Below are 23,717 nucleotides of genomic sequence, written 5' to 3'. Positions count from 1 at the left end.
TTTGAGCTGCGTACCCTCTTCAAACTTGTCGAGATTAGCCAGCGCCTTTAAGAGCGTTTCCTGCACGAGATCTTCGGCGTCATGGTGGTTGCTGTAAAATCGCCGAGCAAAATTCCGAAGCTTGAGAACAAGGCCCACCATTTCGGCCTTGAGCCGATCTATTTGCGCTGTGTCGGTCATAGCCTTTCTCCGCAGGCGGCTTGCGCATCTGGAGATCAACGGTCTCCTAGCCGCCAACTGGCAAATGAGCCTCGGCACACAAAAGTTCCCATCCTTCCAAAAAATCGATGCCTGAGACACGTTTGATAGGGTTGTGTGGAGGTGATGGCGGCGCTTGCCGCGCGGGGCGATGCTGTTGAAGGCGAGCGGGACATTGGTGCGTCCGTCGCGTGAAAACGCAAATTCCGTGCACTTTGAGTTGGACGTCGGTGGCAACCTGATGTTCTTGAACAAATATGAACCCAGGACGATGGCGAGGCTAACGCCCAGTAACGATAGGAATGCGAGGCGCCTCGTCGCTTCCCTGAAGTCGACTGGCGAGAGCGACAGCTAGGGCCTGTGCAAGGCACATCGGCGCCGCCAGAGATCGTGAGAAGGTGTACTCGTGCTCTGGAACCGGAAACAGAACGGTTGCCGACTTCGCCAGGGGTGACAGCGTGCTGTCGGAAATTGCGACGATGGGAACGCCGCGTTTTGCCGTATCCTCCACGACGTTGACTACTTCGGTCGCGTAGAAACGAAACGAGACAGCAAATAGCAGATCATTCTTTCCCATTGTGCGGGCCATATGGGTCGCAAGTCCGCCACCTGGATCAAGCAGCACGCACCGTTTCCCAAGCATGGTCAGGATATAGCGCAGCAACTCGACGATCGGCGCCGAGCGAAGTTGACCAATCAGGTAGATGGTCTCGCTTTTCTGCAGCAAGTCGACGGCTGTCGTCAGATCGTCACCAGAGATCTGCTCGAGTAGGTCCTGAAGGGAGGCTATATCTCGGACAACCAGGTCATGAAGGAAGGCAGTTTCACTTTTGTCTTCGCGCGCGCCCAGTTCGGTTTCCAAGGCTTTCTTGCGGGCTTCAAAGCCAGGTGCGGCGGTCGAGAGGCGCCGTTGAAAGAGACCTTGAAGATCCTTAAAGCCCTCGTACCCCAGCGACTGTGCGAAGCGGACAAAACTTGAAGCATGGACACCACAACGGTCGGCGATTGCATGAACAGACAGGACCGCAACGTCGTTCGGGTTCTGTGTCAGATAAACCGAGATCTTTTGATAGGACTTGCTCATATCACCATAGCGATCGTGAACCAGCCTTATGAATTCCTCATAGTCCCTGGGTGCGTCAGTTTTTGCCATTCTTCAGACCTGCAAATTTCATTGCATCATTCGCCGACTTCCCAAGCTTTGGCAATGCGAAAACCATCACGGGGCATACCGACCGGCTGTGTGCCCCCTCAAGGCTGATCAAAATGACTGCTGCCCTGTCAGCTTTTCGATGATCTTGTCGATCGAAACCGCCAACACCAATAACAAGCCCGTGACGATCAGACGAACTTCGTTTTCGACGCCCATGAGATTGAGGCCATTCTGCACGGTCCCGATTACCAACGCTCCGAGCAGTGCGGCGTGAATTGCGCCACGTCCGCCAAACAGGCTGACGCCACCGATGACAGCAGCTGCGATGGATTCCAAAAGCAACGTGCCGCCCCCGACGCCGCCGCCGGAAAACACGCCGACGCCAAGCGTTCTGGACGATGCGACGATGCCGGCGATGGCAGCGACGCCACCGGCGATTGCGAAGGCAGCCATGCGAATGAGCGGGACTTTGATCCCGGCGCGACGGGCTGCCTCGTCGTTGTTGCCGACAGCGTAGAGATAAAGGCCAAACTGCGTCTCGTTCAGGACATAGCCGCCAATGGCGAGAAGAGCGACGAACATCAGGACCGGCAGCGGAATTCCCTGGCTGGCATTGAGGACGACCACCACGATCGCGCCCAAGACGCCAGCGCCGACGATGGGCAGCACCACTCTATGAAGGAGCGAAACTTCCAGGCCGGCGCGCCGCCGCCTTCCGACGCCTGAAAGGACCAGAGCCGCTAGCAACGTGACGCAGATCAGCCAGGTGATCCACGCACCAAAACCCTGGATAGTCGTCTGCGCGATATATTCCACGCCCGTTCCCATGAGGCCATAGCGCGCCGTTGCAGGCAGCAGAAGCAACTGGATGCCATTCAGCGCAAGCCCAAGTCCGAGCGTCACGACGAATGACGGAACGCCGATCCAGTTTACCCACCGTGCCGAACAGGAACCGATTGCGGCCCCGATGACCACCGCGGCGGGAAGCGCGAGCCAAGGTGAGAAGCCATAGTCAACGATCAGCTTGGCACTCAGAACCGATGTCACGCCATGGATGGCGGCGATCGACAGGTCGATTTCCTTTACCAGAAGAACGAACATCAGCCCGAGCGCCATAACGCCAACCACCGTCGACTGCTGCAGCAGGTTGGACAGATTTCTCGGCGTGAGAAAGATATCGCTCTGGGTGCTGAAAAAGATCCACAGTGCGACGAGCGCGATGACAACGGGGAGGGCCCGGAGGTCGCTATTGAGGAGTTCTCCGAAGGTGCGCCGTTTCGGCGCGGTCGTCGTTGTGATGGAAGCCATGATGTTCATTCCTCGAAACTGCGGCGGCTCTGGTCAGCCGGCGAGATTGACGCCTTCATTGCCACCGACCATGGCGTTGACGACCATTTCACCTGTCACATCCTTTGATCGGAAGCTCGCGGCATTGGCCCCAAGGCGCATGACCTCGATCCTATCAGTTGCATTGACGACGAAATGGTGGATGTCGTGGCTGACGATGACGATCCCCAATCCATCGTCCGCCAGCCCACGGATCAGGTCAGCGACCTGTTGGGCGGCGGAGTGGCTGAGCGCGGCTGTCGGCTCATCGAGGATGACGACCTTCGGTGTCCAGAGGATGGATCTGGCGATGGCGATGTTCTGACGTTGCCCTCCCGACATGGCGCCAACCGGGCGCGTCAGGGAGAGGTTTCCGAGCCGCATTCTTGTCATCACCTCGCGGGCGCGCACTTCGCACTCCGCGCGACGGATACGTCGACCGAACCAGCCCGGTCCCGTCAGTTCTCTTCCGAGAAAGAGGTTCTGCACAGCATCCAGATTGTTGCAGAGCGCCAGATCCTGATAGACCGTCGCAATGCCATGTTTGGTCGCGTCGGCGGGTGTGCGGATGTTGGCCGGCTTTCCATCGATCTCGAATTCCCCGGAGTCGGCGGCGTAGACTCCCGCCATGACTTTCACCAGTGTGGACTTACCCGCACCGTTGTCGCCCACCAGCGCGACGATTTCGCCGGCATGGACCTCCACGGACGCGCCTCGCAGGGCGTGGACCGACCCGAACGACTTCTGGATGTTTCGCATTGCAACGAGCGGCACCGAAGTATGGTTGGGAAATGACTTTTGTTCTGAACGCCCTGTTTCGGTCGCGGTCATGTTAGCCTCTCATTCAATCCTGATCGCGCGATGGAGGAAGGTGGCGAGCCGCCCTCACCCATCGCGTTGATCAGATCAAAGGTTTTTCTTGCAGACGTCGGTCGTTTCGATGCCTTTGCAGATCTCTGCCCAGGTCCAAACGCCCTTGGTAACAACGTCGCCGAGATTGTCCTTCGTGATGTTGCTGACCGGCAGGAATACGGCTGGCACGTCCATGAACGTGTTGTTGACCTTGCCGTTGACCAGTTCCTTCGGCACGCCCTTGCCTGCGACGATCGATGCCACGACTTCGGCTGCCTCCGTCGCCTGAACCTTCAAGTCCTTCAGGACGGAGTTGTCCTGCCAGCCCTGAGCAATGTAGCGCAGTGCCTCGACTGTCGCGTCCTGTCCTCCAGTGACCAGCTTGTCGCCCGGCTTGGCACCCTGCGAGATCAGGGCTGCGACCGATCCCCCGGTCGTCCCATCGTTCATGCCGAGGAAGACGTCTACATCGCCGCCATTCTTCGTCAGGCAATCCTCTGCGAAATTCTGTGCAAGAACCGGATCCCAGTTCTGCGTGTACTGCTCGCAGACCACCTTGACTTTGCCGGAGTCGATCAGCGGCTGAAGGAATTCGTTCTGACCCTTCTCATATTGACCTGTGCCATATTCCCCCTGATTGCCCTTGACGCGCGCAACCTTGACCGGCGTTTTCGACATTGCGTTGATGAGTTCCGCAGCACGCTTGCCCTGAGCCTGGCCGACTGCAAGGGAGTCGAACACGATGTGCGCCTCCGCTTTACCGCCGACGGCATCGTGGTCGTAGAGAACGACAGGAACGTTCGCCTTCGCGGCCGCGGCGAGACCACCCGCCGCCAGGTTGGCGTCGGCCGAGGTCAGGAGGATGAGTTTCGCGCCTTGTGCGATGGCGTCTTCGACCTGAGCCTGCTGCTTGTTGGGATCGCCCTGAGCGTTCTGCACCACGACCTCGACGTCAGGTGCCTTCTCCTTCATTGCTGCAACGAAGAACGGAGCGTCGCGGCTCTCGAAGCGGATGGTCGTCTGGTTCGGAAGAAGGAAAAAAACTTTGGCCTTGTCCCGTCCGAAGGCGACGCCACCGGCTACGGCGGCGATAATGGTAGTCGCTAAAAGGCTGCGTATCAGTCGTTCCATCTCAAACCTCCCATGGAAACGCGCGGTTTTGATCTGACGGATTTCCCGGAACGCGCCTCCCAGCACTTCCTCCGTCGTCCATGATTGCCACAAATCAAAATGCAACGATCATTGCGAAGAAGCCTAATCGGCAATGATCGATGAGTCAAAGGAAAATTCAACAAATAGTGCGGAATATAGCGTTGGCAATTAACGTTGCAGAAACCAGACCCCAGCCCGGCTCCCCATCCGGAGACTGCGCGTCCATGCGGGGTTTTTGAAGCGGTGACTGTCAGGAGCGCTGAAGCTCTGCGCCATTGACGACGAGATTCGGATCGATCTCACCGGCGAAGTAATCAAGCACGTTCTGGACCGACGCGATCGCCATGCGCTCGCCACACTCGCGGGTAAGACCCGCGATGTGGGGTGACAGGATCACCTGGTCGAACGTGAGCAACTCGTTGTTTTCCGCCGGCGGTTCGTCATCGAAAACGTCCAGGCCCGCGGCTCCGACGCGCCCCGATTTCAACGCTTCGACCAAAGCCCTTTCGTCAACCACGCCGCCACGCGCGGTATTCACGAGGATAGCGCCTGGCTTCATCGCGGCCAATTCCTTCTCCCGGATGATCGGCTGATCGGCCTTTGGAATATTGATGGAGACGACGTCGGCCCATCGCAGCCCGGCGAGAAGATCGTCGCAAGGCAGGACTTGGCCCTGCGGCCAGCCCTGAGCCTGCAGAAAAGGATCAAATGCCCTGATCTCCATGCCGAAGCCGAGCGCCATTCGGGAAAGGTGGCGTCCGATGCGACCATATCCGACGATCAGCAGCCGTTTTCCGGAGATCTCTTCGGCTTCGAGGCGATTGCGCCAGCCCCATTCAGCCGGCGATCTCACGGCATGGTCGCCGCGCAGGACCCGCTTGGCGGCGGAAAGGATCATCATCATCGCATGTTCGGCGACCGAAACCGAATTGACATCTCCGACGATTGTAAGCGCAATGCCACGCTCGTTCAGCGAAGGGAGATCGACGGCGTCGTAGCCGACCCCGTGACGGGAGACAACCTTGAGCGAGGTCGCTGCTGCGACGGTCGGCGCAGACAAAGGCTGCGTGCGGAGAACCAGTGCATCGGCCTTGCCGATAAAGGGCCGATAGGACTGTTCCGACACTTCCTCGACATAGTCGAACGTGACGCCAGTCGCGTTCTCCAGCAGGGTAACCCCAGAAGGGTGCAGCTTTCCGGCGACGAGAATATGCGGCATCAGTACGCCCCCTTCTCGTTCGCACCAGCCATCTGGCCGACGGCTTCGCGGAACTTCGCGACGCTCGCCGCCGCCGCCGCCGCAAGCAGACGACTGTCGCCGGAAACCGTCGTCATGTCGAAACCCCACCCGATGGCACGCGCCGCATAGTCCGGCGTGCCGCAGTGCAGCGCCGCTCGAATATTGTTCCGCTTGCAGGCGGCGATGATCGTCTGCAACGCGTCGATTATCTCCGGCTCTTCGCGATCGAAAGCGGGCACAAGGCGACCCTGTGTGAGACTGAAAGTGAGATCCGCCGGCCCGACATAGATTCCGTCCAGACCCGGCGTGGCTGCGATGGCCTCGAGATTGTCCATCGCCTGTCGGGTTTCGACCATGGCGAAGGCAAGGATTTCGTCATTCGCCTCGCCGGCATAATTCGCACCGGCAGCGAAGCTGACACGGGTCGGGCCAAAGCTACGTTGGCCATGCGGGGGATAGCGCACGTAGCTTACGAATTCGGCCGCCTGCTCGGCGGTGTTGACCATCGGGCAGATCACGCCGTAGGCGCCAGCATCGAGGACCTTCATGATGATGCCCGGCTCAAGCCACGGCACCCGGGCCATTGGCACCACGCCGGATGCGCGCATCGCCTGGAACATCCCCAACACCGCGCTGTAGTCCAGGGCCCCATGCTGCACGTCGATCGAGACCGAGTCGTATCCCTGCGCGGCCATGATCTCCGCGGTGAACGCATTGCCGATCGACAGCCAGCCGTTGATCGACGGGCACTCCCCGGCCCAGATTTCCTTCAGCTTGTTCTTGATCATGCCACCATCCCTTAGAACACGATCTGCGCGAGCTTGGTGTCGAGGTAGTCACTGATGCCTTCGATCCCGCCCTCGCGACCCATCCCGGAATGGTTGGTGCCGCCGAAGGGAGCCTCGGATGCCGCGAGCGCAAAGCTGTTGATACCCACCATGCCCGCCTTCAGCGCAGCGACCGTGCGACGTGCGCGATCTGGCGAGCGCGTGAATGCGTAGGCCGAAAGACCCACGTCGCAGGCGTTCGCGCGCGAAAGGACCTCGTCCTCATCCTTGAACCTGGTGATCGCGGCAATAGGGCCGAAATTCTCCTCGGAAAAGACCTTCATGTCATCGGTGACATCGGTCAGAACAGTCGGCTTGTAGAAGTGGCCAGCGTTGAATTCGGAAGCGCGTTCCCCGCCCGCCGCGACACGAGCTCCGGCTTTCACGGCATCGGACACGATGGATTCAATCTCGGTCAGCCGTCCGCCGTTGATGAGTGGGCCCATCTGCACGGCGGCATCCAGTCCATCACCCAGCTTCAGGGCGTTGGCACGAGCGACGAAGCCGTCCACGAAGGCGTCGTAAAGTCCTTCATGAATGAAAAACCGGTCCGGGGTAACGCAAACCTGGCCAGCATTGGCGAACTTGGTCGGAACGGAGACATTGAGGGCAAGCTCGAGATCGGCGTCGTCATAGACGATGAGTGGCGCATTGCCGCCAAGTTCCATGGACACCTTCTTCACCGTATCTGCGGCATCCCGGATCATCTGCTGGCCGACGCGGGTCGAACCCGTCAGGGAGACCTTGCGCACAGCCTTGTCGGCCATGATCGGCGTGTAGGTTGTCCCGGTAGGGCCGACGACAAGGTTTACAGTGCCGGCAGGCAGGTTCCCCGCCCGCATGCAATCGACCATGACCATGGCAACGCCCGGTGTCTGCGTCGACGGTCGGATGAGGATGGAACATCCCGCTGCCAAGGCCGGAGCAGCCTTGCGGGCGACGAGCGCGGCCGGAAAATTCCAGGCCGTGAAGGCGCCGATGATACCGACGGGTTCGCGGGTGACCTCGAAACGACCGCCGGGGACACGCGTTTCGATAATGCGTCCGTAGATACGGCGCGCCTCTTCCGCAAACCATCGAAACTGGTCGACGGCCAGCCCCCACTCCCGCTCCGACTGAGCGATGGGCTTTCCCGTTTCCAGCGAGATCATGCGTTTTGCTTCGTCCGTACGGCGAAGCATCTCGTCGGCGATGCGATGGAGGGCGTCTGCTCTTGCAAAGGCCGATGTCGCCTTCCAGGCGTCGAATCCTTTGCGCGCGGCTGTCAGTGCTTGCTGGGTATCACCGACGGTTGCCACGGGCACGCTACCCAGCGCGTCCTGCGTGACCGGGCTCATGACCTCTGCGGTCGCCTTGTCTTCAGCGTCGCGCCACTGGCCACCAATGAAGAGTCCGAAATTCCTGTACATGGTTCACCCAATCTCGCTGGTTTTGACGGTACGACCCTCGGCCGCGGATTTGATCGCTGCTTCGGCAAGGATCAGAGCCTGGCGTCCATCCTCGAAGCCGACCTCAGGAGGCCCGCCACTTTCAATGGCATCGACGAAGGCGCTGATCTCGGTCGAAAAGGCTTCGGCGTACCGGTCGATGAAGAAGTTGAGGAGCGGAGCACCTTGACCCGTGAACTCTGCCCGGTGGAGCGTTGTCATATTGGGGCGACGGTTTTCGGAGATCACCATTCCCTTCGTTCCAAGCGCCTCGACGCGTTGATCATATCCATAGGCTGCCTGACGGGAATTGTTGATGATGCACTGCCTGCCGGTCGCCGTGGTCAGCACTACGCTTGCGGTGTCGTAGTCGCCCAGCCGTTCCATGAGTACCGGGTCGACCAGACGGCTGCCGATAGAAAAGACCTCAGTCACCTCCTCGCCCAGTATGAAGCGTGCCATGTCGAAGTCGTGGATGGTCATGTCGCGAAAGATCCCGCCTGAGGCCTCCGCATAGGCAACCGGCGGCATGCCGGGATCCCTGGACGTGATGACGACCTGATGGAGATCACCGATATCACCTGCCTGGATAGCGTTTCGTACCGCTCTATGACCTGGATCAAAACGCCGGACGAAGCCCAGCATGATGGGGACCGCCGTCGATCCGATCGTGTTTGCGCAACGCTGGACGCGCTCAAGGCTGAGGTCGATCGGCTTTTCGCACAGAATCGGCTTGCCCGCCGCCACAGCCTTTTCGATGAAATCGGCATGGGTCGGCGTCGAGGTTGCGATAAGAACTGCGTCGACGACCGTGCTCGAGAAAACCTCGTCGACCGCATCGAAGACTGTGGTGGCGAGTTTGCTGCCGACTTCGACGGCCGCCGGACGATGAATATCGAACACGCCGGCAAGGGTCGCACGCGGATGGGCCGCGATGTTTTCGGCGTGCATCCGGCCTATCCGCCCGCAGCCGAGAACGGCGATTTTAAGCATCAGGATCCTCCCAATCGAATTTTTGCAATGATTGTTGCGTAACTATTGCTTTGTCAATAAATATTTCGTACCGTCCTTGAAACACGACCAATGGGAGGAGAATCCGGATGTCTCGGAACACCGTCCGCCTGACGATGGCGCAGGCGCTCGTTCGCTTTTTGTGCAACCAATTCACCGCGATAGACGGACAACGCGTCCCGCTCTTTGCGGGTGTCTTCGGCATTTTTGGCCACGGCAACGTGACTTGCCTATCCGAGGCGCTGGAATCCGTTCAAGACCAGTTGCCGACCTGGCGCGGCCAAAACGAGCAGTCAATGGCGCTGGCTGCGATCGCGTTTGCAAAGGCCAAGCGCCGGCGACAGTTGATGGTTGCTGCGAGCTCCATTGGACCTGGTGCCGCCAACATGATCACCGCGGCGGGCACAGCCCATGCAAACCGCCTGCCCGTTCTCTTGATTGCTGGTGACACCTTCGCCAACCGCGTCCCGGACCCCGTCCTTCAACAAGTCGAACATTTCAGTGATCCAACCATCACCGTCAACGATGCCTTCAAGCCCGTTGTTCGCTACTGGGATCGGATTATTCTGCCCGAGCAGATTATCTCGTCGCTGCCGCAGGCGATCGCGGCAATGCTCGATCCCGCCGATTGCGGGCCTGCCTTCATCGGCCTCTCGCAGGACACGCAGGAAGTCGCCTTCGAATATCCGCTGGCCTTCTTTGAACCGACACTATGGTCGATACCACGTCCACGCGCCGACAGACGGAAGCTCTCTGAAGCCGCAGCACTTTTGAAATCCGCGAAAAAGCCGCTCATTATATCCGGCGGTGGCGTCCGCTATTCGCTGGCGGAAGAAAATGTCGCGGATTTTGCGATCAAGCGCGGCATTCCGATCGTCGAGACGATCGCAGGCAAGGGTGCGCTGACGCACGACCATCCCGCCCATGCCGGACCCATTGGAATCGTAGGCTCGACCTCGGCCAATGCGTTGGCAGCGGAAGCGGATGTCATCCTTGCCATCGGGACGCGGCTTCAGGACTTCACGACAGGCTCCTGGACGGCCTTCCACCAAGATGCCAGGTTCATTTCGATCAACACCGCGCGCTTCGACGCCGTGAAGCATCGCGCTGTCGCTGTCGTCGGCGATGCTCTCGAAACCGTTATGGAGCTCGACGAGTCGCTGGGCGACTGGAAGGCTGATCCGGACCTCATGCCAAGGGCGAAGTCGTTATTCGCGGACTGGGACAGGTTGCTCGACCAGCACCAAGCGATCACCAACGGCCCGATCCCGACCTATGCGCAGGTGATCGGCATCGTCAATGAGACAGCAAAGCCGAACGACACGCTGATTGCGGCTGCCGGCGGAACGCCCGGCGAGGTGACCAAGGGTTGGCGGGTGAAGGACACGAACACCTTCGACTGCGAATTCGGATTCAGCTGCATGGGTTATGAGATTGCCGCCGGATGGGGCCATGCGATGGCCAAGGAGGGGCACGGTACACCGATCGTCATGATTGGCGACGGCACCTATATGATGATGAACTCCGACATCTATTCGACGGTCCTGTCGGGCCACAAGATGATTGTCGTCGTCTGCGACAATGGCGGGTATGCCGTCATCAACCGGCTGCAGCAGTTCAAGGGGGTGCCCGGCTTCAACAACCTCATCAAGGATTGCCGCGTGAAGGAACAGTTCGCGGTCGATTTCGTTAAGCACGCCGAATCCATGGGAGCGCTGGCGCGCCGCTGCGAGAGCCTTGCGGATCTTAAGGCGGCAATGGAATGGGCCCAGACGACCGATCGGACGACCATCGTCACGCTGGTGACGGACGCCTATGCCTGGGTGCCGGGCGATGCGGATTGGGATGTCGGCGTTCCCGAGGTTTCAGAACGCGAATCCGTCCGGAAGGCGCGCGCCGATCAGGAAAAGATCCGTTCTAAGCAACGGGTGGGTGTCTGATATGAACAGGATCGACGGAAAATATGCCGTCATCACGGGCGGCACCCAGGGTCTTGGCGCGGCTATTGCGAAGCTGTTTGCCAAGGCTGGTGCGGTGGGTATCGTCACCTGCGGTCGCAACCGAGAAAAAGGCGATGCCGTCGCCAGCTCGATCACCGAGGAGACAGGTGTGCCTGTGACGTTCGTCCAGGCCGATCTCAGCCAGGTCTCCGATTGCCGGAACGTGATTGCATCTGCCGAAATGGCGGTCGGCCGCATCGATATCCTCGTCAACGCAGCCGGACTCACCGATCGTGGCAATCTGCTGAATTCAACGCAGGACCTCTTCGACCGGATGTTTGCCATCAATGTGCGTGCGCCGTTCTTCCTGATGCAAGAAGTGGCCAAACTGATGATCCGCGATAGCGTCAGGGGAAGCATGATCAATATCGGGTCGACGTCCGAGCACGCGGGTCAACCTTTCCTTGCGCCTTATTCTGCGTCCAAGGGGGCACTGGCAACGCTCACCCGCAATTCCGGCTATGCGCTGATGCGCAATCAGATCAGGGTGAACCAGCTCGACATCGGCTGGATGGCTTCGGACGGCGAGGACCGAATTCAACGAGAATACCACGGCGCCGATTCCGACTGGCTTACCAAGGCGGCAGGCGATCAGCCTTTCGGGCGAATCTTGGCTCCCGAGGAGGTTGCTCGCGCCGTCCTCTTTCTGGCATCAGACGACTCCGGGATGATGACGGGTTCGGTCGTCCATTTCGATCAATCGGTGTGGGGAGCCTACGACGGCGGCCCTCCTGCGCCGGCAACAGCTCTTTCTGAGAGGTGAGACAATGAAGACGATCAAAGGACCGGGCATCTATCTTGCACAATTCGCAGCCGACGAGGCCCCGTATAACTCACTGCCAACGCTTTCGAAGTGGGTATCGGCCCGAGGCTTCGCCGGCGTGCAGATCCCGACCTGGGACACCCGCCTGATCGATATGAAGACGGCGGCCGAGAGCAAATCCTATTGCGACGATCTTAGGGGCGTCCTTGCGGAAAGCGGTCTCGAAGCCACGGAGCTCGGCTCGCACATTACGGGCCAGCTGGTCGCCGTGCACCCGGCCCACGACCGCATCATGGACAGCTTTGCGCCCGCTCACGTTCACAACAATCCGGCGGCCCGCCGAGCCTGGGCCGAGGAGCAGATGCGATTTGCCGCCCGCGCCTCTCGCAACCTCGGTATCGACCGGCATGTCACCTTCACCGGCTCGCTCCTTTGGCCCTACCTCTACCCCTATCCCCAATGGCCCGAGGGTCTTGTCGATGAAGCCTTTGACGAGCTTGCAAAACGTTGGACGCCGATCCTGAATGACTTTGACGAACAGGGTGTCGACCTCTGCTTCGAGATCCATCCATGCGAGGACGTTCATGACGGGCTGACCTTCGAGATGTTCCTGGAGCGCGTGGGCAATCATCCGCGCTGCAACATCCTCTACGATCCGAGCCACTTCGTGCTGCAGGCACTCGACTATCTGGAATTCATCGAACACTACCACGAACGCATTAAGATGTTTCACGTAAAGGATGCCGAGTTCCGACCGAACGGCAAGACCGGCGCCTATGGCGGCTTCCAGCCGTGGTCAAAGCGTGCCGGCCGTTTCCGCTCGCTCGGCGACGGGCAGGTCGACTTCGGTTCGGTCTTCACCAAGCTTGCAACTTACGACTTCGACGGCTGGGCAGTTCTCGAATGGGAGTGCTTCATCAAGAACCAGGACGATGGCGCCGCAGAGGGCGCAAAGTTCATCCGGGATCACATCATCAAAGTTGCCGACCGTGCGTTCGATGACTTCGTAAAATCCGCCGCCAACAAGGACGCCAATCGCGCCATGCTCGGTCTTGATTGAGGATAATATGACTTCCAGTTCTACGGTTAATAAGCCCCTTCGCCTTGGCATGGTCGGTGGCGGCAACGGTGCCTATATCGGCAACATCCATCGCATCGCCGCGCGTCAGGACCGACAGTGGAGCCTCGTTGCAGGAGCCTTCGACGTTGATGCGGCGCGTGGCCACGCGTTCGCCGCCAGCGAGGGTTTGGAGGCGAGTCGTTCGTACGACGACTACCGCGCGATGATCGCGGGCGAAAGCCGTCGCGAAGACCAGATCGACGCCGTCGCCATCTGCACGCCCAATTTCACACATTTCCCAATCGCCAAGGCCTTTCTGGAAGCCGGATTTGACGTAATCTGCGAGAAGCCGCTGACAGCCACCCTGGAAGACGCCGTCGCGCTCGAAAGGCTCGTTCGCGAGACGGGTCGCTTCATGGGCGTCACATATACCTATTCCGGCTACCCGATGATCCACGAAGCCAAGCACATGGTTTCGGCAGGCATGCTTGGAAAAATCCGCACAATTCAGGTCGAATATCCCCTGGAATGGATGGCGACCGCAATAGAAAGCGAAGGAAACGCGCAGGCCGCCTGGCGTACCGATCCGAAAAAGAACGGCCGTGGTGGCTCGATCGGCGATATCGGCACACATGCCTATCACCTGGCCGGTTTTGTCTCGGGCCTGAAGCTAGAGTCCTTGACCGCAGACCTGGCAACATTCGTGGAAGGACGGGCACTCGATGACAACGCCCACGTGATGCTGCGATATGAAGGTGGCGCGCGCGGGCTTTTGTGGTCGTCGCAGGTGGCCCTCGGCTCGTCGAACGGTGTACGGCTGCGTGTGTTCGGTGAAACAGCATCGCTGAGCTGGTTTCAGGAGCAGCCGAACGAACTCGTGCACGCTCGTCTCAACGGTCGTACCGAAATTATCAAACGAGGCGCCGACGAGCTTTCCGAGGCTGCGAAAGTCCGCACACGTACGCCTCCGGGGCATCCTGAGGGATACCTTGAGGCTTTTGCAAACCTATATGCCGGCTTCGCCGAAGCTATTCGTGCAAAGCACGATGGGCGCGAAGCAACCGCCCTTGGAAGGGATATTCCGACCGCCTATGACGGACTCAAAGGCGTTGCATTCGTCGATGCCGTTGTCGATAGCGCCGCGGCCGACAATCAACCTTGGCTGAGACCCGTTGCGGTTTAACAGATAGGGACAGCGACTGCAGGCACATCCTGCAGTCGCTTGTCTTAGCGATCACAAAGAGAACGCAATATTGCATGCACGCCTTGAAAGGACTCGAACCGGCGACACCCTATTCAAATCTGAGATTCGTTCTCCTGCAACAGGCTTGCAATCGATCCGGGGTTAATGGGCAGGCAGCGCGCCACGCTCACCGTTCAAACCGGTCTAGCATTTTTCTCAACTGCGCGTTTTGCAGCGTTAGCTTTCTGGCCAACTGACCCCTCAGCACCTTGATCTCGTCATCGAGGCTCATCTCGTTTGCAGTGTGGATAACCTGACGATCGTTCGCTATCGCCACCGCTTCCTTGCCGCGGCTCCTTTGCTTGCGCGGTGCGACCTCGACAGTTCGCCTGATCCCAGGGGTATCATGTGCAGCGGTGACGTCGATACCAGTACCCCCGAATATAGCCGGATTAGCGACCTCCGCCATTCTGGCGACATCGCCGTCGACCGTGTCGCGGACATCGCTTCCGGCTTCTTCGGCATGCACAGGCACTGCGGAGATTACAGCGGCATGATCGTGACGAGGTAGCTCCTCACTTGCCGCTCGAGCAGCGCTAATCAGGCTCTCCTCGGCAAGCGTTTCAGTCGGACCCGAAATAGCCAACGCGTCCGGCGTAACCTTCTCGGTCGAGCCGTTTTCGCTCTTGTGTTCGCGTCCCGGGGAGATCAGTCGGGCAAGAAGTTTCCAGGGAGACGCCATTTATCCGACCTCGCGTTTTATTCCGCAAGCAGGCAGTGAGTTTTAGTTCCGGCAACAGCATTCACCGTTGCCAAATTGTTATCTCAATACGCATGGAAATGCGGCCGGCGGTTGACCGGCTGTTTATATATCAATCGAGCTTGAGCCGTTTGCGCAAATCGGCATTTTCAGCGCGAAGTTTTTCAGCCAACAGCTTGCGCAGCCGCTGATTTTCCTCTTCTAACTGCAAAAGGTCTGCCATCTCATCGATCGCCGCGATCGGCGCGGCCGAGGCTGTCTGCTCGGCCTTTGGAGCACGGCTCACAGGTGCGCGTTTGGCACTGGACGCAGCTTCGATCACCTTTGCCTTGCGCCCTCTCCTCTTCCCACCACCGGCGCCGGTCAGAGCAGCTGTTGGCTCTGCCGAAGCGTCAGCTGGCGCGGTCTCGAGTGCCGCCGCTTTCTTGGCGCGCGGTTTGCGCTGTTTTTTCGGCGCAATGGGCGTTTCGACAACGGTCGGAACAGCGGCACTCATTGCCGTATCAGTCTCGTCGGCCATGCTTATCTCCTGCGTATCTGATGCAGTTGTCGACGGCCAGGGAGGCGGTGTCAACAACGACTCGGGCTGATCTACTTTTGGTAAAGACATTTCATTGTCGGATTTGCCATTCTGAGAGCTGCCCGACAGAAACGTCATTGCCTCTTCCTCCAGGTCTCTAGCGGCGGACTTTAGATCCACGTTGCCCCAGATCGAGTTTGACTTGGTATCGAGATTTCGCCTGCCGGTCTTGTACTCGGCGGCAAAGCTGCGTTGCACTTTTTTCAATATAAGAGGCCCTGGAAAATCCGCGGAAGGGTTTGATGATATGCTGGTACATCACGAATAGCGCCTACCGGACTACCAGTCTACACCCACCGTCATTTCCGATCACCGCACCATTCCCGCAGCAGAATTTGTGGCCAATCGGATGGGGGCTGAGGGCGGTCTATGCGCTCAACGTTCTTGAAAGGAAACGGCGACAAGTAGTTCGTCCCGAGACTTTCGCACAGGTTCCCGACAATCCATTTATGCGATCTTTCTGACCTAAAACGTGAACCCCATAGCAACAAGGGCCGGGTGCTGGCCTCGAAAGCCTCGCCGCGCCAGAACCGTTGACTCCGCTATTTTGGGGTAGCTGGGAACCTTCGTTATTTCTCAGGGTTAGGCGCCGGACATTGGAGCTGATGCTAATGAATTATCTCTGGCTAGTGGCAGGAGGAGCAGCTCTTCTGGGGGTTGCTCTTGCTTTCGGAATGATCAACCAGGATGGGCAGAGGTCCGTCCTCGCCATATCGGGTGCATTTGTCGTTGCTATCGGCGCGCTCGGGCTCGGCCACTATGTCGCCGGTGCGTCGACGGCCCCGATGCGGGCGTCGGACAGGGAAGAGTCGCAGCAAAAGCTTCCGGCACCCGCGACGACCGAGAAGGACCTGCCAGGGAGATGACGCCTAAGAAATCGCTGATCGGTGAAAGACATAACTAAGCCATCAGCAGGAAGTGCATCGTGACCAATTTTGCGGGCGTCTCGGAGCGCTAGTTCGCCTCGGTTCTGGAGTCCTGACGGATGAAGAGCGTTTCGAACTGATGGCCGATCTGGAGATGCGCAGCGCATGCTCGAAAGCCGCAACATCGCCCAGAGCATGTCACGCAAGGGCAACTGCCTCGACAACGCCGCAATGGAGAGCTTCTTCGCCACCCTCAAATCCGAGTTCTTCCACCCCAATCGCAGTATCGAAAGTCTGAAAGAGGGGGTTGAGGACAATATCCGATCGATAGTCACTGCACTGCCGAGCGAGGCGATGATGACGGTTTCGAAAACCCCAAGACCGGCCGGAACGTGGCTGAGCACGCCGAGCCCGACCGCGATCGCATAGACCGCCAGGAACACAGGCCAGCTGATCGCGGTCTGGGGCAGGAGAACGTAAAGGACGGTCGCAGACGCAGCGACATCGAATGCGGTAACTAGGAACTGGCGCAACCATGTGCGCGAATCCGGCAGGCAGACGGCGATCGGTCCGAGATTGACCACCCTCCCATCCCGTCCGAGATAGACCACCACGCCGAGCGCCGTCAGGATCGCCCGGCAATGATCCGCAGCAGCAGTGCATTGGTGTTGATCAGCGGCCCGATTTCATCTGCTATGATCATCAGCGCGATCGCCGTGAAGCTCGCAATCCCGAGACCGAAAGACAGCGTGACGAAGGCGATGACGCGGCCGATATCCTCCGGCGTGAGGCCGAGACGTGAATAGGACCAGTAGCGGATGGTGCCGCCCGAAACCCGCGGCATTGCCGACCGCGTAAGCGCTGAAAGCCGTGAGCGCGACATGCGAAAAGGGCAACTTCCTGCCGATATAGTCGGTGGCTTTCAGATCGTAGAAGATCAGCGCAAAGAAACTGAGACCAGTGAAGAGAACTGCGAGAAGGATCGCGCTGGCGCGGGTAGTAGCCAGCGCATTAACGACGTCGTCGTAGCTAACTTCGTCGGTAAGCTGCGTGATCGAATATCCGACCATGCAGAAAACGATGAGCGTCGCCCCTGCGATGAGCTGGGTACGATGACGCCGGAGACGGCCGCGAAACCCGCCGGCCTTTCCGCTCTCCATCTCTCTCGAACCGTTATGACTCGTCATCTACCCGTGTCGCTCGCAGTGTGCCCAATCGTTCGGCAAAGCACTAGCAGATGCTGCGGCCAAGGATTGTTTCAAGTCGGACATCTTAATATGAAGCGCGTCGATCGCTAGTCGCCCAGACGGTGCTGTCACCTTCCGTTCCAAGTCACCTTGAGCGCGCAACCTCAGTTCCGTCCATTCCGATGGGAAATGTAAAAGGCGCTGGGCCGTGCCCGGCGAACGCATGCGACGAACATACGCCGACGCTGCCCCGCATCATGTGGCCGCAAAATCCTAATTCGACCTGCCAAACCCGATCGTGCTGGGTTTGTTCCGTGGCCACGATGGGTCGGGGGGCGAACCGGATTCGTACGGTTCCGCACGAGCGGTTGAATTCGAAATTCTTGAAATTAGGATGCGCTTATATTCCTGGGGAGGAACACATGACGCAGCACACCGGAATTACGAAGCCAGCTCTACAACCTGCCGACATCGCCATGTTGCAAGCTATTTTGCAGGGGTGGTGCCAGGAAAAATCCTGTGGCATGGGCAGTCAGGCAGCGCGGCATGTTGCTAGGGAGCTTGTTTCCTGGTTCGAGTGCGGCATCCGAGATCAACATAAACTTAGCGGCCTAGTGCGATATATGCATTTGGAAGCGCAGTCTTGCCTGCCGCCGTCGTCTGATCTTAGCGAAACCTGTGTGTCGTGATGGATATCGGTCATCTCGAATGGGAAGCCGTCGATCCCTCTACCCTCGACAGCTTCGAGCGGCAGAATGTCGTGCGGCACATCGTTGATGAGCTTCAAGAAATCTGTGATCGCGACGCCGCAAGCGGCGGTGGCGACCGATACCCGGCCCTCAATCGTCTGCTTCAGACGATCCGCGCTTCGACGTTATCGATCGCCAGCGCCGACGATGACTGTTTTCAGAGAATTGTCGATGAACTCCTCCAACTTCGCGCGACGATGACTGATCGGAGGGCTGACGAGGCCTGCAGCACTTACAATTGATAGGCGAGGCCTCGCGATGCATGTTCCGCTGCCTCCCAGATTGACCTAGCCGGGAGGCGGCTGCGACGATTTTTAAGGAACTGACCCGGGATTTGTGACAGGTGCCGCAGATGGGGCAGGAAATGCCAATATTTTACTTCGACATCGTTTCCGCTACAGGAACGATCGCCGACTTCGAAGGTACCGAGCTGGCGACAGAAGACGCCAAGCGTGAGGCCATCCGCGACGCGCGCGAATGAGTCAAGCTGTGCTTTCGGGGAAGGACATTTCCGCCAGGGAAGTTCGCGTTTTTGACGATGACGGGGGCGTTCTCCTGATCGTGCCCTTCACGGAAGCGATCCGACCTTTCGAATGACCGCCCGGCGCGTCGTCAGGCCAATCAGGCGCTCATATTCCCGCTCCGGCACGCCGTAGCATCCCGCGGCGATTTCTTCCAGTTTTTCCCTGTCGATGATCCTGACATTGCCGCGAGTGGCCCTGATCGCCCTCATCCCCTCGATGATATGCAGCTCGTTGGTGACCCCCGATCGGCGCACGCCGAGCATCAGCGCAAGGAATTCATGCGTGAGAGGTAAATCGTTTCCGATGAGGCGGTCATGGCACATCAACAGCCAGCGAGCGAGCCGCTCGTGCATATTATAACGGGCGTTGGCGAGGGCCGATTGCGCAAGTTGTATGTCGCAACAGTGAACGTAATTCAAGAATAGGTCATTGGCCGTCGGGAACTCCGCCGTTGCCCGTTTCAAGGTGCCGACGGGAACCAGAAAACCGGAGCCCTCGACCTGCAGGAAGGTCCGGTTGGGAGTTGTATCCGTCCTTAGCACGACATGGGATCCCACCATACCTTCATATCCGATATGCCCAACCTCGACAGCTTCATCTTCGACACTTGTCGCGACCATCGAGGCCAGACCGTCCTCGATGAAACAGACATGGTCGTTCGGCTGGTCGGATTCGACCAGGACGTGCCTGGTCGGCAGATGGACTTTTTCGGCATCAGCGGCGAGCATTTCGAAGGCTTCGACGGGCAGAGACTTCAGCAGCAAATTGCGAACGCTACTCTGATCGGGGATGGACATGCACGTCTCCTTCGGGAGGGAGCCCGCGCTCATACCAGCAGCCTTGATGGTCGCCTCAAGGATACGCTTATGCATCATGAAGGACATCACAGCCATATGGCCGGGGGGCTGTGTGCGGTTCTGACAATTCGAATAAATTGGGCGCCAGACGGATCAGCTATTGCGGCTTTCGAGGCAAGGTGTGAGTCGCGTGTCCGGCCTGTGCTCCCCTATCTCGAGCTCTGTCTTCATTTGCTGCACGAAGCCACGCTTTTCATCCCAGACCTTTGCCGTCGTTTTCCAATACTGAACATCTCGGCGGCAAACATTTCCGCGATCGGTGATTTCAGGCAAGATTTCGCGGCCTTTGCCTTTGTGCGTGACGATGACCGTGTCGACAGCATCATGTTCCTCATGCCTTCGGCGGCCGCCACGATCCATGCGACCGGGCGAGCACGGGCGCGTTGGTCGATGGATGGAGAGTTATCCCTGACATCTGACAACGTCGCTGCCGGCTATCCCTCCGAAGTGTTCAGTGCCGATCGCATCGACGAATTGCGAGTGCGTGGCCGGATCATGTTCACTGGCCACGCCCCAATGCCAGTTCGCTGAACCCACAAGTTGTCCACAGGGCAAAACCACGTTGATTTGCCTCAGCGACAAGGCATTCAGGTGCCAATGTCCACTCCTCCATTCGGCCTCCAACAGATTCCTGATTGACTAAATCACCAGTACGAACAAAATAAGAACATTGCCTAGAAACGAAAGGAACCACCAGCCAAGAAGACACGCAACCGCGTGACACAAACGTCCACCTGGAACGTCGTCAATTGCCAAAAAAAAGCCCCACTTTTTCTAGGAGCGGGGCAGGCTCAGGTGTACGAGTGGGCCCAACGGCGAGGTGTCATGTGGCTTTACACCTCTCCGCTCGGCGAGGCATCTTACCATCAACGAAGGCTATTGTTCCCGTGCCAGCGGATTCTTTATCTTTAATGTGTGAGGTCATGATTCCGGGGCCGTTGCGGCCTCGCGCCGGGCGCGCCGCGGACCAAAAAGGAGCCCCGCCGAAACGGGGCAGTTGCTGGAAAGGGCGGATCGCACAGGAAAGGAAGGGAAGCGGACGGCCCCGGTATGGGGCCACCTGTGCGATCCATTTTGTCCAACAAATGACAGTCGGATAAGTTCCGTGCGGTTCCGCACCAAATGGCCATTTCCTCGCGAGCTATTTGCCCGTGAGGTCGACCTGCATATCGCTATCGATTGCCTCAACAAGAGCCGCCGGCGACGATTCACCGGCGAGTACCTTATCGATAGCAATACCCATGGCCTTTTGGCCTTGAACGCTTTGCATTGAGACCTGGCGGTCCTGACACCACTGCCTAACGGCATTGGAGACCAGTTCAATGCCATGATCATCCAGATAAAGGAGACTTAGCAGCGACATAACCTGCTCCTCCGCCGAGATTAACCGCCTATGGATTCAGATAGGTTCTCGACGCGGCTCTTCAAGATGCTTGTGCCGTCTGCCGCTCGTGAGTAACGGCTGCGGAGGCGAGCAGGATCTGCAATAGGTGGCGCGCGTTGACCTGGGTAATCATCGCGGCCAGTTCGTTGCCCGAAATGATCCGATATTGATGATCGCCGATATGGTAGAGGATTTCTATCGCCCTGAGGTCGCTGGAGAACTTTCCTACATATTCGACAGCATTTAAAAGGGAGCCGAACTTTTTGTTCAGGGTGCCGTCGAACCAGTTGTGCACTGTTATCGGCATGGTGGAGTTCATTGATAGGTCGCTCCCTTTACGCAAGTTTAACGAGAAATACGCATAGCGGAAAACAACCTGCCGTACGAACGTAAAGAGCGGTTTAGGTTACCGGAAGGTTGACATCGCACGGGGATGTCGGTTGAGCCACGCTAGATGGCGTTGGATCAAGAAACGTCCCTACCCAGCCTAGTGCCGTAAGGATTACCCCCGCGTGAGCGGGGGATGAATGTGGGGGGTGACTTGTAAATCTCGCCTTTGGCGCTGAAAATTGGCTGTAGACGAACCTGCATCACATTACAATAAATTACTTTGTGGAGTTATCTTATCCACATCCTGGTATCTACCGGAATGTCTGTTTGCGCGACGAAAGCATTAACCGTCGCGCCATAGAAATTTGAGCTACAACTGCCGCTCGATATTTGATATTTCATTCTTGGCCGCTCAGCGATCATTTGCTTAACCCCGAGCACTAACTCTCCTGTGCGTTGGGCGGCCGCTAATGTACTGAAAAAGGCCATTTGGCTTGTCGCCGGTTGTCAGCGATCAGTCGGCATGTGGTCTTCCAAGCTGCTGATCGTGCCGCCGGACGCGGTGATATCAAGCCAGGGCTTCTCACAAGCCGCGTCAACGCGTCCTCGTCCCTGACCCCGTGTTGAAAGGACTCTGATTTCCGAGCTCAATCATCGCGTCAAGAACATGCTTGCGGTTACTATCAGCATCGCGACCCAGACACTGAACTCCGCCTCTTCGCCAGAAGCATTTCACGAAGCGTTTATCGGCCGATTGAAGGCGATGTCACGGACCTACGGGCTGCTGTCGCGAGAGCATTGGAAGGAGGCCTCTGTGCACGAGTTAATCTCAGCGGAACTTTCACCCTTCGCGGCGGAGCGTATCACGGTCGAGGGCCCGAACCTGAAACTCAATCCCGAGCGTGGGCTCGCCTTGGGAATGGTCATTCACGAACTCACAACCAACGCTGCGAAATATGGAGCCCTGAGCAATGGCGAGGGCCAGATAGACGCCCGGTGGAATGTTCGAAATGAACGATCGGACTTCACCCAGGCAACGCGCAGTCGGACTGCGACAGTGCCGTTCGTCAACCTGGCGGATGTATTGGACGCGGCATCAGGGCTTCTGGCAACCGTCTATCCCTTCAATCGGTCCGTGTGCCTTTTGGGAGTGACGCTGTCGTCGCTGACCAGTGATCAGCCAAGTGATGCCACAGAGAGCCAACCGCAACTCGACCTCAATTTGTAGCAGGAACGAGGCGCCGAAAACAAAACAGCCTGCCGCGGAGGAGATGCGGCGAGCGCTTGGCACGATTACTTCGATGGGCAGCGTTCCTCGAACAGGCGATCAAGCGGCTCGCCAAATCGTCGAAGCAGGCCGCTTGAACGCGCGGTTCGTTAGATACCATAGCGCCGATCGAGTTCTTTCAGCGCGGACTGTACCTCATCGATCGAAATCGGCTCTGGCATTCCCGGCACCTGCCGGAGAGCCGGCATCGAATCGATAGCGTAAAAGTCGGAGGCCCAGGCCGCGAGGATCGTTCGCTTATCATCGACGGAAAGAGCCGGCGCTCTCACCACATCGATTGGCCGCCGAAGCTGCATACCCTGAAGCAAGACCGCAGGACCCATCGCCATCGCGTTGCTGGCCGCCTGCTGCAACATGTCATGCGTCATCGGACCACCTCACTGTACGTGTGGATCGCGGTCACGCCGCAGGCGTGAGACCGCGATCATATTGGTTTCCGGCGCCAGCAGATCGTGTTTCTCGGCGAAGGCCGCAAACAGGCCCCGCGCGGTTTCTGCTTCGATCTCGCCATGCAGTGCCGCACTGCAGGCCTTCAGCGCAATCGCATGCGCGCTGTCCCTGAGTGACGTCGAACACTCGGAAAGATGCCGGTAGGCATCCATGACGCTGCGAACCTCTGCTGGGAAGCCAAGGCCGACAAAAATGGAAACAGGCTGTTTGAACATATCGGGTTTCATCGCTCTCTCCTTTCCAACCCGGAATGTTAATGGGCGCCGTCGTGACGGCGCCCTTGTTCTCCGGCCAAGCGGGGTCAAGCGGCCTTCTGCGCTTCGATTTGCGCGGGCGCGAAAGCCCCAGCGCTCTGGATGGAGATCTTGCGCGGCTTCAACGCCTCCGGGATCTCGCGCACCAAATCAATCGACAGTAGACCGTTGCTCAAGTCAGCTCCGTTCACCCTGACATGATCGGCGAGTTCGAACCGGTGCTCGAACGGCCGGCCGGCAATGCCGCGATGCAGGTAGCCGTCGGTGGCCGCTTCCTGCTTCTTGCCGGTGACCGT

At 58.6% G+C, this 23,717-nt stretch carries 26 protein-coding genes and 3 pseudogenes; 11 read left to right on the top strand and 18 right to left on the bottom strand.

Annotated elements, in window-relative coordinates:
• Nucleotides 1–51: 51 nt before the first annotated feature.
• From FHT75_RS36040 to iolG, 9 genes and pseudogenes are all read right to left on the bottom strand, one after another.
• Nucleotides 52–141, bottom strand: a pseudogene (locus FHT75_RS36040) (sigma factor); the annotation flags it as partial.
• 337 nt (nucleotides 142–478) lie between these two features.
• The gene (locus FHT75_RS30550) at nucleotides 479–1,351 is read right to left on the bottom strand and encodes a MurR/RpiR family transcriptional regulator (protein WP_183845690.1); all 873 of its coding nucleotides are present in this window, start codon (nucleotides 1,349–1,351) and stop codon (nucleotides 479–481) included.
• Between the two features lie 108 nt (nucleotides 1,352–1,459).
• Nucleotides 1,460–2,659 (bottom strand): sugar ABC transporter permease, encoded by a 1,200-nt coding sequence (locus tag FHT75_RS30545; protein ID WP_183845689.1) that lies wholly within the window; start codon nucleotides 2,657–2,659, stop codon nucleotides 1,460–1,462.
• A 33-nt stretch (nucleotides 2,660–2,692) separates the two neighbouring features.
• Nucleotides 2,693–3,508: an ATP-binding cassette domain-containing protein gene (locus FHT75_RS30540; protein ID WP_183845688.1), complete on the bottom strand. Its 816-nt coding sequence runs from the start codon at nucleotides 3,506–3,508 to the stop codon at nucleotides 2,693–2,695.
• A 75-nt stretch (nucleotides 3,509–3,583) separates the two neighbouring features.
• Entirely contained in the window at nucleotides 3,584–4,660 is a 1,077-nt protein-coding gene (locus FHT75_RS30535; protein WP_183845687.1) for a sugar ABC transporter substrate-binding protein, read from the bottom strand.
• Between the two features lie 271 nt (nucleotides 4,661–4,931).
• Nucleotides 4,932–5,900 (bottom strand): hydroxyacid dehydrogenase, encoded by a 969-nt coding sequence (locus tag FHT75_RS30530; protein ID WP_183845686.1) that lies wholly within the window; start codon nucleotides 5,898–5,900, stop codon nucleotides 4,932–4,934.
• Nucleotides 5,900–6,709 carry an HpcH/HpaI aldolase family protein gene (locus FHT75_RS30525; protein WP_183845685.1) on the bottom strand — a complete coding sequence of 270 codons (810 nt, stop codon included), beginning with the start codon at nucleotides 6,707–6,709 and terminating at the stop codon, nucleotides 5,900–5,902. Before FHT75_RS30525 ends, FHT75_RS30530 begins: the two co-directional genes overlap by 1 nt.
• An 11-nt stretch (nucleotides 6,710–6,720) precedes the next feature.
• Nucleotides 6,721–8,157: an NAD-dependent succinate-semialdehyde dehydrogenase gene (locus FHT75_RS30520; protein ID WP_183845684.1), complete on the bottom strand. Its 1,437-nt coding sequence runs from the start codon at nucleotides 8,155–8,157 to the stop codon at nucleotides 6,721–6,723.
• Nucleotides 8,158–8,160: 3 nt separating this feature from the next.
• A complete protein-coding gene (gene iolG, locus FHT75_RS30515; RefSeq protein WP_210299142.1) occupies nucleotides 8,161–9,171 on the bottom strand; it encodes an inositol 2-dehydrogenase in 1,011 nt (336 codons plus the stop codon).
• A gap of 104 nt (nucleotides 9,172–9,275) precedes the next feature.
• Between iolG and iolD the strand changes: the two genes are divergently transcribed.
• The 4 genes from iolD to FHT75_RS30495 are packed head-to-tail and all read left to right on the top strand — an operon-like array spanning nucleotide 9,276 to nucleotide 14,192.
• A complete protein-coding gene (gene iolD, locus FHT75_RS30510) occupies nucleotides 9,276–11,126 on the top strand; it encodes a 3D-(3,5/4)-trihydroxycyclohexane-1,2-dione acylhydrolase (decyclizing) (RefSeq protein WP_183845682.1) in 1,851 nt (616 codons plus the stop codon).
• A gap of 1 nt (nucleotide 11,127) precedes the next feature.
• Nucleotides 11,128–11,949: an SDR family oxidoreductase gene (locus FHT75_RS30505; RefSeq protein WP_183845721.1), complete on the top strand. Its 822-nt coding sequence runs from the start codon at nucleotides 11,128–11,130 to the stop codon at nucleotides 11,947–11,949.
• Between the two features lie 4 nt (nucleotides 11,950–11,953).
• Nucleotides 11,954–13,009, top strand: coding sequence for a sugar phosphate isomerase/epimerase family protein (locus tag FHT75_RS30500; RefSeq protein ID WP_183845681.1), 1,056 nt, complete (start codon nucleotides 11,954–11,956; stop codon nucleotides 13,007–13,009).
• A gap of 7 nt (nucleotides 13,010–13,016) precedes the next feature.
• Nucleotides 13,017–14,192, top strand: a complete 1,176-nt coding sequence (locus tag FHT75_RS30495; RefSeq protein WP_210299138.1) for a Gfo/Idh/MocA family protein — start codon at nucleotides 13,017–13,019, stop codon at nucleotides 14,190–14,192.
• A gap of 187 nt (nucleotides 14,193–14,379) precedes the next feature.
• Here the strand turns inward: FHT75_RS30495 and FHT75_RS30490 are convergent, their stop codons facing one another.
• Together FHT75_RS30490 and FHT75_RS30485 are read right to left on the bottom strand one after the other, a co-directional pair.
• Nucleotides 14,380–14,934, bottom strand: coding sequence for a hypothetical protein (locus FHT75_RS30490; protein ID WP_183845680.1), 555 nt, complete (start codon nucleotides 14,932–14,934; stop codon nucleotides 14,380–14,382).
• A gap of 130 nt (nucleotides 14,935–15,064) precedes the next feature.
• A complete protein-coding gene (locus FHT75_RS30485; protein ID WP_183845679.1) occupies nucleotides 15,065–15,739 on the bottom strand; it encodes a transcriptional regulator in 675 nt (224 codons plus the stop codon).
• A 404-nt stretch (nucleotides 15,740–16,143) separates the two neighbouring features.
• Between FHT75_RS30485 and FHT75_RS30480 the strand changes: the two genes are divergently transcribed.
• Complete coding sequence (locus tag FHT75_RS30480; RefSeq protein WP_183845678.1) at nucleotides 16,144–16,398, top strand: hypothetical protein; 255 nt, start codon at nucleotides 16,144–16,146, stop codon at nucleotides 16,396–16,398.
• Between the two features lie 159 nt (nucleotides 16,399–16,557).
• Nucleotides 16,558–16,722: pseudogene (locus tag FHT75_RS30475) on the top strand (IS3 family transposase); the annotation flags it as partial.
• Here FHT75_RS30475 and FHT75_RS30470 read toward each other — a convergent pair.
• Nucleotides 16,689–17,585, bottom strand: a pseudogene (locus tag FHT75_RS30470) (hypothetical protein); the annotation flags it as partial. The pseudogenes FHT75_RS30475 and FHT75_RS30470 overlap by 34 nt on opposite strands.
• A gap of 422 nt (nucleotides 17,586–18,007) precedes the next feature.
• Between FHT75_RS30470 and FHT75_RS30465 the strand changes: the two are divergent.
• The 3 genes from FHT75_RS30465 (at nucleotide 18,008) to FHT75_RS36525 (ending at nucleotide 18,815) form a co-directional block, all read left to right on the top strand.
• On the top strand, nucleotides 18,008–18,274 hold the full coding sequence (locus tag FHT75_RS30465; protein ID WP_183845677.1) for a hypothetical protein: 267 nt from the start codon (nucleotides 18,008–18,010) through the stop codon (nucleotides 18,272–18,274).
• Nucleotides 18,274–18,576 carry a hypothetical protein gene (locus FHT75_RS30460; protein ID WP_183845719.1) on the top strand — a complete coding sequence of 101 codons (303 nt, stop codon included), beginning with the start codon at nucleotides 18,274–18,276 and terminating at the stop codon, nucleotides 18,574–18,576. The genes FHT75_RS30465 and FHT75_RS30460 overlap by 1 nt, the downstream gene beginning before the upstream one ends.
• 122 nt (nucleotides 18,577–18,698) lie before the next feature.
• Nucleotides 18,699–18,815 (top strand): DUF6894 family protein, encoded by a 117-nt coding sequence (locus FHT75_RS36525; RefSeq protein ID WP_409527384.1) that lies wholly within the window; start codon nucleotides 18,699–18,701, stop codon nucleotides 18,813–18,815.
• Nucleotides 18,816–18,902: 87 nt separating this feature from the next.
• On the opposite strand, the gene FHT75_RS30450 is transcribed toward FHT75_RS36525, so the two are convergent.
• Nucleotides 18,903–19,655, bottom strand: a complete 753-nt coding sequence (locus tag FHT75_RS30450; RefSeq protein ID WP_183845676.1) for a Crp/Fnr family transcriptional regulator — start codon at nucleotides 19,653–19,655, stop codon at nucleotides 18,903–18,905.
• 231 nt (nucleotides 19,656–19,886) lie between these two features.
• On the opposite strand from FHT75_RS30450, the gene FHT75_RS30445 reads away from it, so the two are divergent.
• Complete coding sequence (locus FHT75_RS30445) at nucleotides 19,887–20,246, top strand: hypothetical protein (protein WP_183845675.1); 360 nt, start codon at nucleotides 19,887–19,889, stop codon at nucleotides 20,244–20,246.
• A 610-nt stretch (nucleotides 20,247–20,856) separates the two neighbouring features.
• Here the strand turns inward: FHT75_RS30445 and FHT75_RS30440 are convergent.
• Together FHT75_RS30440 and FHT75_RS30435 are read right to left on the bottom strand one after the other, a co-directional pair.
• Entirely contained in the window at nucleotides 20,857–21,078 is a 222-nt protein-coding gene (locus FHT75_RS30440; RefSeq protein WP_183845674.1) for a hypothetical protein, read from the bottom strand.
• Nucleotides 21,079–21,139: 61 nt separating this feature from the next.
• Nucleotides 21,140–21,418, bottom strand: a complete 279-nt coding sequence (locus FHT75_RS30435) for a hypothetical protein (RefSeq protein WP_183845673.1) — start codon at nucleotides 21,416–21,418, stop codon at nucleotides 21,140–21,142.
• A gap of 645 nt (nucleotides 21,419–22,063) precedes the next feature.
• Between FHT75_RS30435 and FHT75_RS30430 the strand changes: the two genes are divergently transcribed.
• Nucleotides 22,064–22,657, top strand: a complete 594-nt coding sequence (locus tag FHT75_RS30430) for an HWE histidine kinase domain-containing protein (protein ID WP_281413885.1) — start codon at nucleotides 22,064–22,066, stop codon at nucleotides 22,655–22,657.
• 149 nt (nucleotides 22,658–22,806) lie between these two features.
• Here FHT75_RS30430 and FHT75_RS30425 read toward each other — a convergent pair whose 3' ends face one another.
• The 3 genes from FHT75_RS30425 to FHT75_RS30415 form a co-directional block, all read right to left on the bottom strand.
• Nucleotides 22,807–23,085 (bottom strand): hypothetical protein, encoded by a 279-nt coding sequence (locus tag FHT75_RS30425; RefSeq protein WP_168319063.1) that lies wholly within the window; start codon nucleotides 23,083–23,085, stop codon nucleotides 22,807–22,809.
• A gap of 9 nt (nucleotides 23,086–23,094) precedes the next feature.
• On the bottom strand, nucleotides 23,095–23,394 hold the full coding sequence (locus tag FHT75_RS30420) for a DUF982 domain-containing protein (RefSeq protein WP_183845671.1): 300 nt from the start codon (nucleotides 23,392–23,394) through the stop codon (nucleotides 23,095–23,097).
• Nucleotides 23,395–23,468: 74 nt separating this feature from the next.
• Nucleotides 23,469–23,717 (bottom strand): Hsp20 family protein (locus tag FHT75_RS30415; RefSeq protein ID WP_183845670.1); only part of this gene is annotated, 249 nt, incomplete at its 5' end.

The sequence above is a fragment of the Rhizobium sp. BK112 genome (assembly GCF_014193215.1).
GTDB lineage: Bacteria > Pseudomonadota > Alphaproteobacteria > Rhizobiales > Rhizobiaceae > Rhizobium > Rhizobium anhuiense.
Note: the sequence above shows the minus strand (reverse complement) of the source record. Positions and strands in the feature narration are given on the sequence as shown.